The 15,117-nt window shown below is 52.4% G+C and carries 17 protein-coding genes; 13 read left to right on the forward strand and 4 right to left on the reverse strand.

The window, feature by feature from the left end:
* Positions 1-20: 20 nt before the first annotated feature.
* The 5 genes from Kalk_RS19890 to Kalk_RS19910 all read left to right on the forward strand — a co-directional run bounded on the left by Kalk_RS19890 (position 21) and on the right by Kalk_RS19910 (position 4,666).
* On the forward strand, positions 21-989 hold the full coding sequence (locus Kalk_RS19890) for an alpha/beta fold hydrolase (RefSeq protein WP_101895919.1): 969 nt from the start codon (positions 21-23) through the stop codon (positions 987-989).
* Between the two features lie 42 nt (positions 990-1,031).
* A complete protein-coding gene (locus tag Kalk_RS19895) occupies positions 1,032-2,549 on the forward strand; it encodes a fumarate hydratase (RefSeq protein ID WP_101895920.1) in 1,518 nt (505 codons plus the stop codon).
* A 170-nt stretch (positions 2,550-2,719) separates the two neighbouring features.
* Positions 2,720-3,085 carry a response regulator gene (locus Kalk_RS19900; protein ID WP_101895921.1) on the forward strand — a complete coding sequence of 122 codons (366 nt, stop codon included), beginning with the start codon at positions 2,720-2,722 and terminating at the stop codon, positions 3,083-3,085.
* Positions 3,082-3,717 (forward strand): hypothetical protein, encoded by a 636-nt coding sequence (locus tag Kalk_RS19905; protein WP_101895922.1) that lies wholly within the window; start codon positions 3,082-3,084, stop codon positions 3,715-3,717. The genes Kalk_RS19900 and Kalk_RS19905 overlap by 4 nt, the downstream gene beginning before the upstream one ends.
* Position 3,718: 1 nt before the next feature.
* On the forward strand, positions 3,719-4,666 hold the full coding sequence (locus tag Kalk_RS19910; protein ID WP_101895923.1) for a sensor domain-containing diguanylate cyclase: 948 nt from the start codon (positions 3,719-3,721) through the stop codon (positions 4,664-4,666).
* Here Kalk_RS19910 and Kalk_RS19915 read toward each other — a convergent pair.
* The 4 genes from Kalk_RS19915 to Kalk_RS19930 all read right to left on the reverse strand — a co-directional run bounded on the left by Kalk_RS19915 (position 4,663) and on the right by Kalk_RS19930 (position 8,997).
* A complete protein-coding gene (locus Kalk_RS19915; protein ID WP_233716736.1) occupies positions 4,663-5,244 on the reverse strand; it encodes a lytic transglycosylase domain-containing protein in 582 nt (193 codons plus the stop codon). The genes Kalk_RS19910 and Kalk_RS19915 overlap by 4 nt on opposite strands.
* Positions 5,245-5,279: 35 nt before the next feature.
* Entirely contained in the window at positions 5,280-7,004 is a 1,725-nt protein-coding gene (locus Kalk_RS19920; protein WP_101895925.1) for a proline--tRNA ligase, read from the reverse strand.
* Positions 7,005-7,216: 212 nt separating this feature from the next.
* Positions 7,217-7,657, reverse strand: a complete 441-nt coding sequence (locus Kalk_RS19925; RefSeq protein WP_101895926.1) for an HU family DNA-binding protein — start codon at positions 7,655-7,657, stop codon at positions 7,217-7,219.
* Between the two features lie 197 nt (positions 7,658-7,854).
* The gene (locus Kalk_RS19930) at positions 7,855-8,997 is read right to left on the reverse strand and encodes an HD domain-containing phosphohydrolase (RefSeq protein WP_101895927.1); all 1,143 of its coding nucleotides are present in this window, start codon (positions 8,995-8,997) and stop codon (positions 7,855-7,857) included.
* Positions 8,998-9,183: 186 nt separating this feature from the next.
* Between Kalk_RS19930 and Kalk_RS19935 the strand changes: the two genes are divergently transcribed.
* The 8 genes from Kalk_RS19935 (at position 9,184) to ybgC (ending at position 15,112) form a co-directional block, all read left to right on the forward strand.
* A complete protein-coding gene (locus tag Kalk_RS19935) occupies positions 9,184-9,438 on the forward strand; it encodes an FmdB family zinc ribbon protein (RefSeq protein WP_101895928.1) in 255 nt (84 codons plus the stop codon).
* Between the two features lie 42 nt (positions 9,439-9,480).
* Entirely contained in the window at positions 9,481-11,247 is a 1,767-nt protein-coding gene (aspS, locus tag Kalk_RS19940) for an aspartate--tRNA ligase (protein ID WP_101895929.1), read from the forward strand.
* A 36-nt stretch (positions 11,248-11,283) separates the two neighbouring features.
* The gene (locus Kalk_RS19945; RefSeq protein WP_101895930.1) at positions 11,284-12,030 is read left to right on the forward strand and encodes a YebC/PmpR family DNA-binding transcriptional regulator; all 747 of its coding nucleotides are present in this window, start codon (positions 11,284-11,286) and stop codon (positions 12,028-12,030) included.
* A gap of 152 nt (positions 12,031-12,182) precedes the next feature.
* A complete protein-coding gene (locus Kalk_RS19950; RefSeq protein WP_101895931.1) occupies positions 12,183-12,365 on the forward strand; it encodes a hypothetical protein in 183 nt (60 codons plus the stop codon).
* 134 nt (positions 12,366-12,499) lie between these two features.
* On the forward strand, positions 12,500-13,024 hold the full coding sequence (gene ruvC / locus Kalk_RS19955) for a crossover junction endodeoxyribonuclease RuvC (protein WP_101895932.1): 525 nt from the start codon (positions 12,500-12,502) through the stop codon (positions 13,022-13,024).
* 19 nt (positions 13,025-13,043) lie between these two features.
* The gene (gene ruvA / locus Kalk_RS19960) at positions 13,044-13,652 is read left to right on the forward strand and encodes a Holliday junction branch migration protein RuvA (protein ID WP_101895933.1); all 609 of its coding nucleotides are present in this window, start codon (positions 13,044-13,046) and stop codon (positions 13,650-13,652) included.
* A gap of 22 nt (positions 13,653-13,674) precedes the next feature.
* Positions 13,675-14,715 (forward strand): Holliday junction branch migration DNA helicase RuvB, encoded by a 1,041-nt coding sequence (gene ruvB / locus Kalk_RS19965; RefSeq protein ID WP_101895934.1) that lies wholly within the window; start codon positions 13,675-13,677, stop codon positions 14,713-14,715.
* Positions 14,708-15,112, forward strand: coding sequence for a tol-pal system-associated acyl-CoA thioesterase (gene ybgC, locus Kalk_RS19970; protein ID WP_101895935.1), 405 nt, complete (start codon positions 14,708-14,710; stop codon positions 15,110-15,112). Before ruvB ends, ybgC begins: the two co-directional genes overlap by 8 nt.
* Positions 15,113-15,117 lie beyond the last annotated feature (5 nt).

The following is a 15,117-nucleotide window of genomic DNA, read 5'->3' on the forward strand; positions in this document are numbered from 1 at the left end:
CAACACAGGCTACTGTATTCATGCCTACATTTGCTTCGCTGCTCACGTCAGTCAAGGGGATTAAACCCCAGATCGTGAAAAAAGTCTGTGAAAAAAGAACATCCAGCGCCTATTACTGGGATGGTTCCGGCCCTTTGGTGGTGTGTTTGCATGGTTTTCCTGATACGGCCAACACCTTCCACTTAATGGTGCCGGCTCTAGTTGGTGCTGGGTACAGGGTGTTAGTGCCAGTGATGCCGGGCTATGAACAATCAAGTGTGGATCCTGAGGGTAACTATCATATTACTGATTTGGCTAAGAATGTGGTGGGCTGGGTGGACCACATGGGTGAAGAGTCAGCGCATCTGATTGGGCATGATTGGGGCGGAGTCACCGCTTGGCTGGCGGCTGCCATGTATCCCCATCGTTTCTTTAGCGTTACCAGTATTGCTATTCCTCCTCTAAAACACTTAGGGGCGGCCATCCTGCAATGCCCATCCCAAATACTGAAATCCTGGTATATCGGTTTCTTCCAGCTTCCGCTGATTCCTGAGCAAATTATAAAATTCAACGATGGTGTATTCGTGCGCATGTTATGGCGACGTTGGTCACCGGGGTGGGATGCGCCGGAGGCGTTGGTGCGACCAGTGTTGGATGCCTTGGATGATCCCTCGGTAACGCGGGCGATGCTGGGGTATTACCGTTGTCTGGGCCGTATCTTCCACCGTCAGCATCAGCAAGGGCGGCGAGCGCTAAAGCTGCCTTATCAGGTACCCTGCCTGATGATCAGCGGCTCCGATGATGGCTGTATGGACAGTCGCCTGTTTGAGTTGGCCATGAGTGAGAACGATTTTATGGCGGGTGCTGAACTGTATCGATTAATGGGGGCAGGGCACTTCTGTCATCTTGAGAAGCCTGCGCTGGTTCATGCTAAGTTGTTGAGTTTTCTGGAAATGCACCCTAAGGGTGCGAAAAAGCTGGCGGATGAATTAGCCAAGCAATTGGGTTAGAATGCGCCGGTTATTGATTTGGACTTCAGAGAGGAACAGGCCATGGCCGTCATTCGCCAGGACGATTTTATTCAGAGCATTGCAGACAGCCTGCAATACATTTCTTACTACCATCCCGCGGATTTCATAAAAGCCGTTAATGAAGCCTACGAGGCAGAAGAATCCCCTGCAGCCAAAGATGCCATGGCGCAGATTCTGATTAATTCCCGTATGTGCGCCGAAGGCCATCGCCCCATTTGTCAGGATACCGGGATCGTAACGGTGTTCCTGAAGGTCGGTATGAACGTGCAATGGGATGCCAAAATGAACGTCACCGATATGGTGAACGAAGGGGTGCGTCAGGCCTATTTGCATCCCGATAACGTGCTGCGCGCCTCTATTCTGTCGGATCCTGCTGGTGCTCGTAAAAACACCAAAGATAACACGCCTGCGGTGATTCACTATGAAATCGTGGATGGCGACACGGTGGATGTACACATCGCAGCCAAAGGCGGTGGTTCCGAAAATAAATCCAAGATGGTCATGCTGAATCCCAGCGACAGCATTGTGGACTGGGTGCTGAAAACCGTACCCACCATGGGTGCTGGTTGGTGTCCGCCGGGTATGCTGGGCATCGGCATCGGCGGTACTGCCGAAAAAGCCATGGTGTTGGCAAAAGAGTCTCTGATGGATCCGGTCGACATTCACGATTTGAAGAAGCGAGGCCCCAGCAACCGAGTTGAAGAGCTGCGCCTGGAGCTGTTTGAAAAGGTCAACGCACTGGGTATCGGTGCTCAGGGCTTGGGTGGCCTCACCACCGTGGTGGATGTCAAAATCCGGGATTACCCCACTCATGCCGCCTCATTACCGGTAGCCATGATCCCCAACTGTGCCGCCACCCGACATGTGCACTTCGAATTGGATGGCTCAGGTGTTGCGGAGTTGCCGGTTCCGAAGCTGGAAGACTGGCCTGAAATTTCCATGTCCGGCGGTGATACTGCCAAACGTGTGAATCTGGATACAGTGACCCCGGAAGAAGTGCAAAGCTGGCAGCCCGGTGACACCTTGTTGCTGTCGGGCACCATGCTCACCGGTCGCGATGCAGCTCACAAGCGTATGGTGGACATGCTGAACAAAGGTGAAAAACTGCCGGTGGATTTCAAAGGCAAGTTCATCTATTACGTGGGCCCCGTTGATCCAGTGCGGGATGAAGTGGTGGGCCCGGCAGGCCCCACTACCGCCACCCGAATGGATAAATTCACTGAAACCATGCTTGCCAAAACCGGACTGCTGGGCATGATTGGTAAATCTGAGCGTGGCCCGGTTGCGATTCAGTCAATCAAAGACCATAAAGCTGTGTATCTGATGGCTGTGGGTGGTGCCGCTTATCTGGTATCCAAGGCCATTCGCAAGTCCCGAGTTGTGGCCTTTGAGGATCTGGGAATGGAAGCCATTCACGAGTTCGTAGTGGAGGATATGCCGGTTACAGTAGCTGTCGACTCTACAGGTATCTCCGTCCACAACACAGCCCCCAAAATCTGGCAGGCGAAGATCGGTAAGATCCCGGTGGAAAACACCTAATCTGGTTTTGGTTTGATAGGAAAGCCCGCAGATGTGCGGGCTTTTTTTGTTTCTAAACAGACTAACGTAGTTTTGTTTGTCAATTGCAATGCTACCGTTGCGGGATCGTGAAACCGTCTATACTGAAGATAAACATATAGAGATCCATGGGCAGAAATAGAAGGAGCACCATGTCCATACCGCTGTTAATTTGCGACGATTCGGCAATGGCCCGTAAGCAGGTCAAACGCTCGTTACCAGAAGATTGGGATGTAGAGGTCACCATGACCACCAATGGCGCAGAAGGCATGGAGGCGATCCGTGCCGGTAAGGGTGAGATGGTATTTCTGGATCTCACCATGCCTGAGCTTGATGGTTACGGTGTTCTTAAATGCGTCAAAGAAGAAGGTCACAAGTGCATCATTATCGTGATTTCCGCTGACATTCAGCCAGAAGCCCGGGAGCGGGTGATGGGTTTGGGTGCCCTCGATTTCATCAAGAAACCAGTGGATGGCAAGAAGCTTCAGGACGTGCTGAGGAAATATGGTCTGATATGAATGATTCACTAGCACTTACAGAAGATCAACGGGACTGTCTGCAGGAAGTGGTCAATGTGGCCATGGGGCAGGCGGGCGATTCCCTGGCTCGGTTTCTTGAAGTATTTATACACCTCTCGGTGCCTCGGATTCGTCTGGTGGCGCGTGACGAATTGAACCCTGAATTGGAAAAGATGGTGGGCGGTGCTTCGGTGCCGGTTTCCGGCGTCAGCCAAGGGTTTTATCAGCTGGACACCGGAACCGGTATTCGCGGTGAAGCCATTGTCGTGTTCACTGACAGCTCTTTTAAAGAACTGGCGGATTTGTTGGCTTACGACGAAGACCTGACCGTTGAAAGTGAAAATGAATTATTGATGGATGTGACCAACATCCTGAATGGTGCCTGCCTGAATGGTGTTGGTGAGCAGATCGAGGCAGAGCTTGGGTTCTCGCCACCTGCGATCATGGGGCAGCATTTGCCCATCTCCCAATTGCTGGAACATGAGCAGGCGAGCTGGGATCACGCACTTTTGGTTGAGATATCTTATACCCTTGAAGATCGCTCCTTCAGTTGCACCATGTTTCTGCTGATGCCGGGCGAGTCAATCCAAGTGGTGAAACAAGCGCTGGATCGTTTACTGGAAGACTTGTAATTTGGTCAGTTTTGATGCGTCAAAGGAGTTGCTGGAATTCATTGTTGATCGCGTCAACATCGGCGTATTTATACTGAATAAAGATCATGAAGTGCAGCTGTGGAATAGCTTTATGGCCTCCAACAGCGGTGTCTCTGCCGAGAGCGTGATCGGTCAAAATATTTTCAAGACATTCCCTAGTCTCCCTGAACGCTGGTTTGCCCGTAAAGTGAACAGCGTCTTCATGTTGAAAAACTTTGCCTTCACCTCCTGGGAGCAACGCTCTCATTTGTTTCCGTTTCATCATAATCGCCCGGTAACCAGCGGTATGGAGTTCATGTGTCAGGACATCACCCTGATGCCCATCAAGACACCGGATGGTGAAGTGGAAAGCGTCTGCGTGCTGCTGTTTGACGCGACAGATACTGCTATTTATCACACCATGCATAAGGCAGCCATGAAAAAACTCGAAGTGGCGAGCCGGGTGGATGGTTTGACCCAGCTATACAACAGGGCGCACTGGCAGTCGCGCCTGGTAGAGGAATTTAGCCGTGCCGGGCGTTACCAGCACCCCATGAGCTTACTGCTGTTTGACTTAGATCATTTTAAATCCACCAACGACACCTATGGGCATTTGGGTGGAGACGCAGTGCTGGTGGCGGTTGCTGAACTGGTGCGTCAATCACTGCGCGAATCGGATGTGGCCGGTCGCTACGGTGGAGAGGAATTTGGCATCATCCTGCCGGATACGGATGCTGAGGGTGCTTTTGTAGTGGCGGAACGACTGCGTAAATCCATTGAGGGTTTTAAGGTGCCATTTGAAAAAACCACCATCGGTATGTCTGCCAGTATCGGCGTGGTGGGTTTTGTTCCGGGTTTGAAAGATGCTGAAGAAATGATTGCGAAAGCCGATGACGCTCTGTACAAAGCGAAGGAGGGTGGTCGGAATCAGGTGGTGGTTTCAAGCTAGTATTTTACAAACCAGTACCGTTCCCAGGCGTTAAATACTCGTTCCGGATACCAGGTCTTGCCTACGCTGCCATTGTATCGAGCCAGCGCTCTCATCATGTTGCCTTGCTCGCGTTTCAGATAGGTTTTCAGAATCGCACAGCCGTAGCGGATGTTGGTGGCAACGTCGGTGAGGTTGTCGTTGTTGGTACCGATTTCTTCTTTCCAGAAAGGCATCACCTGCATCAGCCCCTGAGCTCCCACCCGCGAAACGGCGTAGCGATCAAACAGGCTTTCCACGTGCATCACGGCCAACACCATTTCAGGCTTCAATTCAAAACGATAGGATTCCGTGTGAACCAGATGCAGAATCTTGAGCCTTTCTTCCGGGTCTTCTACGTAGCGGGACAGACGTTTATCCATGTCTACCAGCCACACTTCAGCTTCGAAGCGATCCTTGAAACTGTTGGCTTTTTCGATGGTGTCCTTTAACAGCAGGCGCGTCTCCTCATCCGGCCGCTCGGTGGCCGAGGCCAAGCCGAGCGCAGGCACCACCAGGATGGCTGCCGTAAAAACGAATCGAATTAGAAGACGCGACACTTTGTTCATGCTCTTATTTTAGCTGCTTTCTGTGTTCAGCAACCACCAATACGTGACTGTATGAACTGAGTCACCTCTGCGGCGGGGACGCTTACCTTGTCATTTTCACGGCGATGCTTGTACTCGAAAGCGCCTTCTTCCAACCCTCGATCGCTGATGACGATCCGGTGTGGGATACCGATCAGTTCAATGTCGGAGAATTTCACGCCCGGGCGCTCTTTGCGGTCATCCAGCAGCACTTCTATTCCCAGCTCCAAGAAAGCTTGGTAGAGGGTTTCAGCCGCTTCCTGAACACCGGGGGATTTATGGCCATTCAATGGCACGATGGCCAGCTGGAACGGAGCGATGGCTTCTGGCCACAGAATGCCGTATTGGTCGTAATTTTGTTCGATGGCAGAGGCCACTACACGGGTTACGCCGATACCATAGCACCCCATGGGCATGACATGGTTCTTGCCGCCTTCATCCAGCACGGTTGCCTTCAGGGCTTCACTGTATTTGGTGCCCAGTTGGAAGATGTGGCCAACTTCAATGCCGCGCTTGATGCTCAGTGTGCCATTGCCGCAGGGGCTGGGATCACCTTCCACCACATTGCGCAGATCAGCAACGTCATTGTACTTGGCGTCGCGATCCCAGTTGGCTCCTGTCAGATGGAAGCCGTCTTGGTTGGCACCGCAGACAAAGTCCGCCATGTTGACGACACTGCGGTCGGCGATCACCGGAATCTTCAGGTTTAATGGGCCGATGGAGCCAGGCTTGCAGCCTATGGCTTGTTCCACTTCTTCATCGCTGGCAAAAGTCAGTGGGGCTGCCACCAAAGGGTGTTTCTCCGCTTTGATGTCGTTCAGCTCTTTGTCGCCTCTTAATACCAGCGCCACCAGGCGGGTGTCGGCTGCATCACCGCTGCCATGTACGATCAGGGTTTTCACGATCTGGTCGGCAGCCACCTTCAAGAACGAAGACACTTCTTCGATGCTGTGTTGATCAGGAGTCGAGATCTTGGTGCATTCAGCCGATGGAGATGGTCGGCTGGTGCCGATCTGCAGTGCTTCGGCCATTTCCACGTTGGCGGCATAGTCGCTGGTGTCGCTGAATGCTATGTCATCTTCGCCGGAATCGGCCAGCACGTGGAATTCGTGAGAGCTGTTGCCACCGATGCTGCCAGTGTCCGCCAGCACCGGGCGAAAATTCAGTCCCAGGCGGGTGAAGATATTGCTATAGGTTTCGTACATCACATTATAGGTTTGTTGCAGTGATTCTTCATCGGCATGGAAAGAGTAGGCGTCCTTCATGATGAACTCACGTGAGCGCATGATGCCGAAACGGGGGCGAATTTCATCCCGGAATTTGGTTTGGATCTGATAAAAGTTGCATGGCAGCTGCTTGTAGCTGTGAATGTTGTTGCGCACCAGATCAGTGATGACTTCCTCGTGGGTTGGGCCAAGCACAAATTCCCGATCGTGACGATCCTGAAAACGCAGCAGCTCGGGTCCATAGGCTTCTATGCGCTGTGACTCTTGCCAAAGTTCGGCAGGTTGTACCACGGGCATTAACACCTCCATGGCACCGGACTTGTTCATTTCCTCGCGGATGATGCGTTCCACTTTCTGCAATACACGCAAGCCTAAAGGTAGCCAGGTATACAGGCCGGAGGCCAGTTTGCGGATCATGCCGGCACGTAACATCAGCTGATGGCTGATTACTTCGGCGTCTGCCGGTGTTTCCCGCAGGGTTGCGAGCAGGTATTGGGTGGTTTTCATCAGGGGAATTCTCAACCTTTCGATAAATGAAGCGAAACTGGCCCCGATTTTAAGGCTTGTTGCTGTGCATAACAATAAAGGCTGCAGTTATAGAGCGGTTTTTGGCAGAGGGGCCGAATTCAGAGGGCAGCTAGTCAGGCCCTGGTTCGTCAAGGAGAGTGCCTTGCTTGGTTGTCAGGTAAAGAAAAAGGGGCTTGCGCCCCTTTGTTTTCTTACTTCTCAGCCATATCTTTCAGCTTTTTCAAGGGGCGAACCTTGATAACGTTGCGAGCTGGCTTGGCTTTAAAGGTAGTCTCTTCACCTGTGAAAGGGTTGATCCCTTTGCGAGCCTTGGTGGCTGGCTTGCGGGTTACCATGATTTTCATCAGGCCTGGAATGGTGAAGTTGCCGATAGCGCGTGGCTTAACATGAGATTCGATCAGATCACCCAGTTCGTCCAGCACAGACTGAACTTGCTTGCGGTTCAGTTCGGTATTTTCAGCAATGGTGTTCAGGATCTGGGTTTTGGTCATGGCTTCTTTGGCTGCCACGATCTTTTTAGGCGCTGCAGGAGCCGCTTTTTTAGCAGCTACTTTTTTGGCTGGGGCTTTCTTGGCAGCAGGTGCTTTTTTTGCGGCGGCTTTTTTTACAGGAGCTTTTTTCTTTGCAGGCATGGTTGCTTCCTTTGGTTTTTAGTTATGGCAAGTCCTGATGTTGTATCGAGCGGCGGCGGGTAGGCTACCGGGCATTACGATTGCAGCAACAGTTCCAGCTGTCGCGCATAATTATTGATCCTAAAATTCGGACTAGCAAGTAATTAAGCGCACTTTTTGCCGGTTTTTATAGGGTCTAACGCAAAAAATCGTCTTTTTTATCGTTGTTGCTGCAGTGATCTGGCCACTTCGTTAAAAACGCCCACCCAATTTGGGTCAAAATGAGTGCCTGCACAACGGTTGATTTCCAGTATGGCACGTACAAACGGACGCTTCATATTTGTGCTGTAAGCGCGCTCGTGAGTGCGCGCATCAAACGCATCGACGATAGACAGTATTTTCGCACCCGGGCAAATATGTTGTCCGGTGAGTCCGGCGGGATAGCCTTTGCCGTCTTCTCGTTCGTGGTGCTCCAGTACAATATAGCTGGCCTGATCCCAGCGTTTCATGGCTGAGATCAGGGTGAACGCTTGCTGTGTGTGGGAGCGCAGCAGGGACATTTCTTCAGCGTTCAGTGGCGATGATTTGTGCAAGATGTCCAAAGGTAGGAATGCCATGGCAATGTCGTGCATATACGCAGCAGCTGCCATCTGAGATGGGTCTACAGGCTCACCAGCATGGCGATTCATGGCCAGGGTCAATTGCAGCATGCGGGCTGTTCTGCCTTGCCAATATTGCGAGCGTTGCTCCAGCGGTTCGCTCAGTTGGCTGAAGAAGATCATATCGTCGTTCAGGGTTACCCCGTATTGTTTCAATATGGCTTCGCCGCTGGGTTGGGCCAGCAAGGTTTTTTCGCCGCCTTGGGGTAAGGGTTTTCGGCTCAGGTTTATGGTGTCCGGTGCCATGATTTGCAAGGCGCCGCGGATCACGTCGAGGCGTTCACTTTCATCACTGGCAGCAATTTTACTGATCAGATCGCAGAGCCGATTCATCTCTAGCTCATTAAGAGGAGGCTCGTTCTTTTCCATGCGGGTTACCACCAGTTTGTCGGTAGTATCCATTGCCATCAGAATGACGTCGCTGAGGTAGGTGTCGTAGCGCAGATGTCCCTGTCGGATGGCGTCCAGAATATCTTCCACACTCTGCAGTAAAGGAGACAGATCGCGCAGCCCCACGTAAATCAGGTTGCCTTTAATAGTGTGTACGGATCGAAACAGGTCATTGAGGAGGGCGTTGTTGTCAGGCTCATGCTCCAGATCGATAAGCGTGTTCTCACAATGCTGATGGGCTTCCTGAAAGTCCATAAAGAAGTCTTGCATCAGATCGCGCTGGAACTCGTCGTCTCTCATCTGGGTGCTCATGTCGTCTCTCCCTGCGGGTATTTATTTCAGTATAGGCACTGAACCAATTGAGGAGTGCTGCCAAATCGTCGGCAACCCGCTATAATGTGGCCCCTTTTTGCGGATGGTGCTGGGCTTACACGCTTAAACTGTCCGAATGATTATGTAAAACAAAGAGTTATAGGCTTTTGATTGAGGTGTTTAGTCATGCCGATTTATGAATATCAGTGCCAATCCTGTGGTCATGAGCTGGAAGCGATACAGAAAATGAGCGATGCAGCCCTCACCGACTGCCCTGAGTGCAAGGAAAGTACGCTCAAGAAGCGTATTTCTGCAGCGGGGTTCCGTCTTTCTGGCGGCGGCTGGTACGAGACTGACTTCAAGACAGGAAAGAAAAAGAATCTGGTAAATCAGGATAGCGGTGCTTCTGCCCCTAAGGCCGATAAGCCTGCAGCCAGTTAAAGATTGAAAACACATTCAGACGAATAGACAGGTATTAAAGCTATGCGAAGCCATTACTGTGGCCATCTTAACGAATCTCACATTGACCAAACCGTAACGCTCTGTGGTTGGGTTCACCGCCGCCGCGATCATGGTGGCGTTATTTTTCTGGATCTGCGTGATCGTGAGGGTATTGCTCAGGTAGTGGTAGACCCGGACACGGAAGAAGCCTTTGCCAATGCCGACCGTGTGCGTAGTGAGTTTGTCATCCGTTTGACCGGCCGTGTGCGCAACCGTCCGGAAGGCACCACCAATCCGGAAATGCCTACTGGCATGATCGAGGTGCTGGGAAAAGAGCTGGAAGTTCTGAATGCATCTGAAACCCCGCCTTTCCAGTTGGATGAGCATACTAATGTAGGCGAGGACGTGCGCCTCAAATACCGCTACATGGATCTGCGTCGCCCGGAAATTCAGAATCGACTGGCGTTTCGTTCCAAAGTGACCACGGCGATCCGTAATTATCTGGATGCAGAGGGCTTTCTTGATGTGGAAACCCCGATTCTGACGAAAGCCACGCCAGAAGGCGCCCGCGACTATCTGGTGCCAAGCCGCACCCACCCCGGCAGTTTCTTTGCGCTGCCCCAGTCGCCACAGCTGTTCAAGCAGTTGCTGATGGTGTCTGGTATGGATCGATATTATCAGATTGCCAAATGCTTTCGTGATGAAGATCTGCGGGCGGATCGCCAGCCCGAGTTCACTCAGATTGATATTGAAGCCTCTTTTATCAACGAAGAGGACATTATGGGCATCGCAGAAAACATGATTCGTGGCCTGTTCAAGGACATGATGGGTATTGAACTGCCCGAGTTTCCGCGCATGCCATATTCTGAAGCCATGTCCCGCTTTGGGAGCGACAAGCCCGATCTGCGTATTCCACTGGAGTTGGTGGACGTCAATGATCTGATGGCCCAAGTGGAATTCAAAGTATTCTCAGGCCCGGCGACCGACCCTAAAGGCCGCGTCTGTGCGCTGCGGGTGCCCGGTGGCGCCAAATTGAGCCGCAAAGAGATCGACGATTACACCAAGTATGTTGGCATTTACGGTGCGAAAGGCTTGGCCTGGATCAAGGTGAACGAGCTGGCCAAGGGCATAGAGGGCCTGCAGTCACCCATCGTGAAGAACATGACCAACGTAGTTATGGAAATGATGGAACGCCTGGGTGCCCAGGATGGTGACATTATTTTCTTTGGCGCAGGCAAAGCAACTACCGTGAACGAGTCCATAGGTGCTCTGCGTATCAAGCTGGGTCACGATTTGAACCTTGTAGAAGGCGAATGGGCACCACTGTGGGTCGTGGATTTCCCCATGTTCGAGCAGGATGACACTGGTCGCTGGAATGCCATCCACCATCCTTTCACCGCACCTTCCTGTGATCCTGCAATGCTGGAAAAGGATCCCGGTGCTGCGCTGTCCCGCGCATACGACATGGTGCTCAATGGCACAGAGTTGGGCGGCGGTTCTATTCGTATTCACGATCCAGATATGCAGCGTACCGTGTTCCGCGCCCTTAATATCGGGGATGAAGAAGCCAATGACAAGTTTGGCTTCCTGCTGGATGCCTTGAAGTTCGGTTGCCCTCCGCACGGCGGTTTGGCATTCGGTCTGGATCGCTTGATCATGTTGATGACCGGTGCCAGCTCTATTCGTGACGTGATTGCGTTCCCTAAAACCCAAACAGCAGCCTGCGTGATGACGGCAGCACCGTCCACCGTTGATCCCAAGCAGCTGCGGGAAGTAGGTATCCGCATTCGCCAGGCGGATGAAAAGTAACACCGTGACAGAATAGTGTAGAAAAAGGAGCAGTAAATGGCCGGTCACAGCAAATGGGCCAATATAAAGCACCGAAAAGCGGCTCAGGATGCCAAGCGGGGTAAAATATTCACCCGCTTGATTCGCGAAATTACGATTGCGGCCCGCGCAGGAGGGGCGCCTGAGGATAACCCCCGTCTGCGCCTGGCGATGGATAAAGCCCTCGCAGCCAACATGACCAAGGACACCATCGAGCGCGCCATTAAACGCGGTGCTGGTGGTGAGGATGGCACCCAGTTGGACGAGCTGACCTATGAAGGTTATGGCGTTGGCGGTGTGGCAGTGATTGTGGAAACCATGACCGATAACCGCAATCGAACGGCCGGTGAGGTGCGTCACGCCTTCAGTAAGCACGGTGGCAATTTAGGTACGGATGGCTCAGTGGCCTATCTGTTCAGCAAGCGGGGAGAGATTGGCTTCGATCCTGGCGCAGATGAAGACGCCATCATGGAGGCTGCATTGGAGGCGGGTGCCGAAGACGTGGTTTCCCATACCGATGGCAGCATTGAAGTCATAACCGCCTGGGAAGACCTGGGTAAGGTTAAATCGGCTCTGGATGCCGCTGGTCTTCAATCGGCCAGTGCAGAACTTAACATGGCGGCCTCGGTCCAGGTGGATATGGATGTGGAGACCGCCACTACCGTTCTTAAAATGATTGACATGTTGGAAGAGCTGGATGATGTGCAGAATGTATTTACCAACGCCAACTTCACGCAAGAGCTGATGGAGCAGATGGATTCATAAGTCCGCAATCATGGTTGTTTTGCGTTAAACATCCTGCAGTATCCAACAAACCTGTTGGTACTATTTCATAACCCTTTCTAGGCACCCTTAGTACACTGAACCTAATCGCGGGCACCCTATAACTTCGCGAGAAAGCCGAAGAGGAGGTCAACATGAACGCTGTAAATATGCTCATACTAGCTTTGATAGCCAGCTTGGCGGCAACCGTATTTATGGTGCTGCTGTCAGATCAGTATCTGCAGATCATGTCAGATCACGGATTATTCTTCATTTTCGCTATTGGATTTATCGGACTCGTGGGTGCTCGCGAGAAAACGCCGGAAACAGAGGCGTAACCCCCCTGGGCGGCACCCACCCCCGGTGCCGCCTTTTTTTCTAAACTTATGAAATTAGTAGAAATTAAGGTCGACTAGCCTGCCAGTACTGCTAGACTAACCCACAATAATCGAAACGTGGGAACTCCATCTCCATGGCCATTGTGCTGGGCATTGATCCGGGCTCCAGAGTGACTGGATACGGTGTTATCGCCGCAGAAGGCTCCAAGCTTACCTACATCGACAGCGGCTGCATTCGAACCGTCGCGGCCGAGAATCTCAGTGAAAAACTGGATATTATTTACCGTGGTATTAATGAGGTGATTCACCTGCATTGCCCTCAGGAAGTGGGTATTGAGCAGGTGTTTATGGCGCGCAATGCCGACTCCGCCCTCAAACTGGGTCAGGCCCGCGGTGCCGCAATCGTGGCCTGCACGTTTAACCGTGTTCCTGTGTTTGAATATTCAGCTCGCCAGGTGAAGCAATCTGTCGTGGGCACCGGTGCCGCCGAAAAGGTACAGGTGCAGTCCATGATTTGCCGATTGCTCGGGCTGGAGCGCGCACCCCAGGCGGATGCAGCTGACGCGCTCGGGGTTGCCATCTGTCACACTCACATGACTCAGGGTATGATTCGCATGGCGGGTGCCAGAAAAGTGCGAAGAGGCCGTTTGCGGCGCTGAAGAGACTGACTGAAGAACTATGATAGGAAGAATAAAAGGCATCATCATTGAGAAGCAGGCACCGGTGCTGCTGGTGGACGTGGGGGGAGTGGGCTACGAAGTAGAAGCCCCAATGACCACTTTTTACCGCATTCCCGAGGTGGGGAAAGAAGTAATTCTGCACACGCATTTTGTCGTGCGGGAAGACGCCCAGCTTTTATACGGCTTCTTTGACAAGGATGAGCGCGAACTGTTTCGATTGCTGATTAAGGTAAACGGAGTCGGCCCAAAAATGGCGCTGGCTATCCTTTCCGGCATGGAAGGAGCAGAATTCGTGCGCTGTGTTCAGGATCATGACACCAATACTCTGGTAAAATTGCCCGGCGTTGGCAAGAAGACAGCCGAGCGCCTTGTGATCGAAATGCAGGATCGAGTAAAGGCCTTCAATCACTGGGAGCCGCAGCCTGAGCTAACTCCGGTGGCCAATCAGCAGCGCAGCGCACGGGCAGAAATTAACGACGCAGAAAGCGCTTTGATTGCGTTGGGCTACAAGCCTACCGAGGCCGCCAAAGCCATTGCCGCCATTGATGGAGAAGGCCTGAAAAGCGAGGAAATCATCCGTCAGGCGCTCAAGCGCATGGTTAACTGAATAACACCAAAACGAAGCCATTATGATCGAATCTGATCGTTTAATATCACCACAGACCAATAAAGAAGACGCCCACGACCGTGCCATACGGCCCACAACCCTGGCTGATTACACTGGGCAGGAAGCCGTGCGTGAGCAGATGGATATCTTTATTTCTGCCGCTCGGGGGCGCAGTGAGGCGCTGGATCACACCCTGATCTTTGGCCCGCCCGGTTTGGGTAAAACCACATTGGCTAACATTATCGCCAATGAGATGGGCGGCAGTCTGAAGAGCACCTCTGGTCCGGTACTGGAAAAAGCCGGTGATTTGGCCGCGCTGCTTACCAATTTGGAGGAGGGTGATGTTCTGTTTGTGGATGAAATCCACCGCCTGAGCCCGATGGTAGAAGAGATCCTCTACCCGGCGATGGAAGACTATCAGTTGGACATCATGATTGGTGAAGGCCCAGCGGCCCGATCCATTAAAATCGATTTGCCGCCGTTTACCCTGGTGGGTGCTACTACCCGAGCCGGGCTGCTGACATCACCGCTGCGGGATCGTTTTGGCATCGTGCAGCGGCTCGAATTCTATTCGGTTGAGGAGCTGTCCCGCATTGTTACTCGTTCCGCCCATATATTAGGAGTCGAGATGGAGCCTGCTGGTGCCGTTGAGGTGGCTAAACGCAGTCGTGGCACGCCTCGGATAGCCAACCGTCTGTTGCGCCGGGTGCGTGATTTTGCAGAGGTGAAAGGTGATGGCCATGTGACTGTTGATGTGGCGTCGCGGGCTCTGGATATGCTTAAGGTGGATTCTCACGGCTTTGATACCATGGATCGCCGCCTGTTACTGACCATTATGGAAAAATTCGATGGCGGCCCGGTTGGGCTTGAAAGTCTGGCTGCAGCCATCAGCGAGGAATCGGGAACCCTGGAAGACGTAATCGAACCCTACCTTATTCAGCAGGGCTTTATGATGCGTACACCCCGCGGCCGCGTGGCCACTCGTACGGCCTATCAGCATTTTGGTCTTAACCCGCCCCGGGAAAGCTCATCACCGACGTCGGATCTTTTCAGTAATGAGTGAATTTTTCATCCGCATTCGGGTCTATTTGGAAGACACCGACGCCGGTGGTATTGTGTACTACGTCAATTACCTGAAATTTATGGAGCGCGCTCGTACCGAGTTATTGCGCAGCCTGGGCTCCGAGTTCAGTGAGCTATACAGCAAGCGGTTGCAGTTTGTGGTACACAGCCTTGAGGCTCAATACCGGAAACCAGCCCAGGCTGATGACGAGTTAATCATCACCGCCCATGTTGAAAAAATTGCCCGCACCTATATTCTCTTCGCGCAGCAGGTACGCAGAGGGGAAGAGTTAATGTGTGAAGCGAAAATAAAAGTCGCCTGTGTGGATGCCGACAAGCTCAAACCCGCACCCATACCTGAACAATTGCAACAACAATTTGCCGCCGTTACGGCCTGAATAGG

It is taken from the genome of Ketobacter alkanivorans (genome assembly GCF_002863865.1).
Lineage (GTDB): Bacteria > Pseudomonadota > Gammaproteobacteria > Pseudomonadales > Ketobacteraceae > Ketobacter > Ketobacter alkanivorans.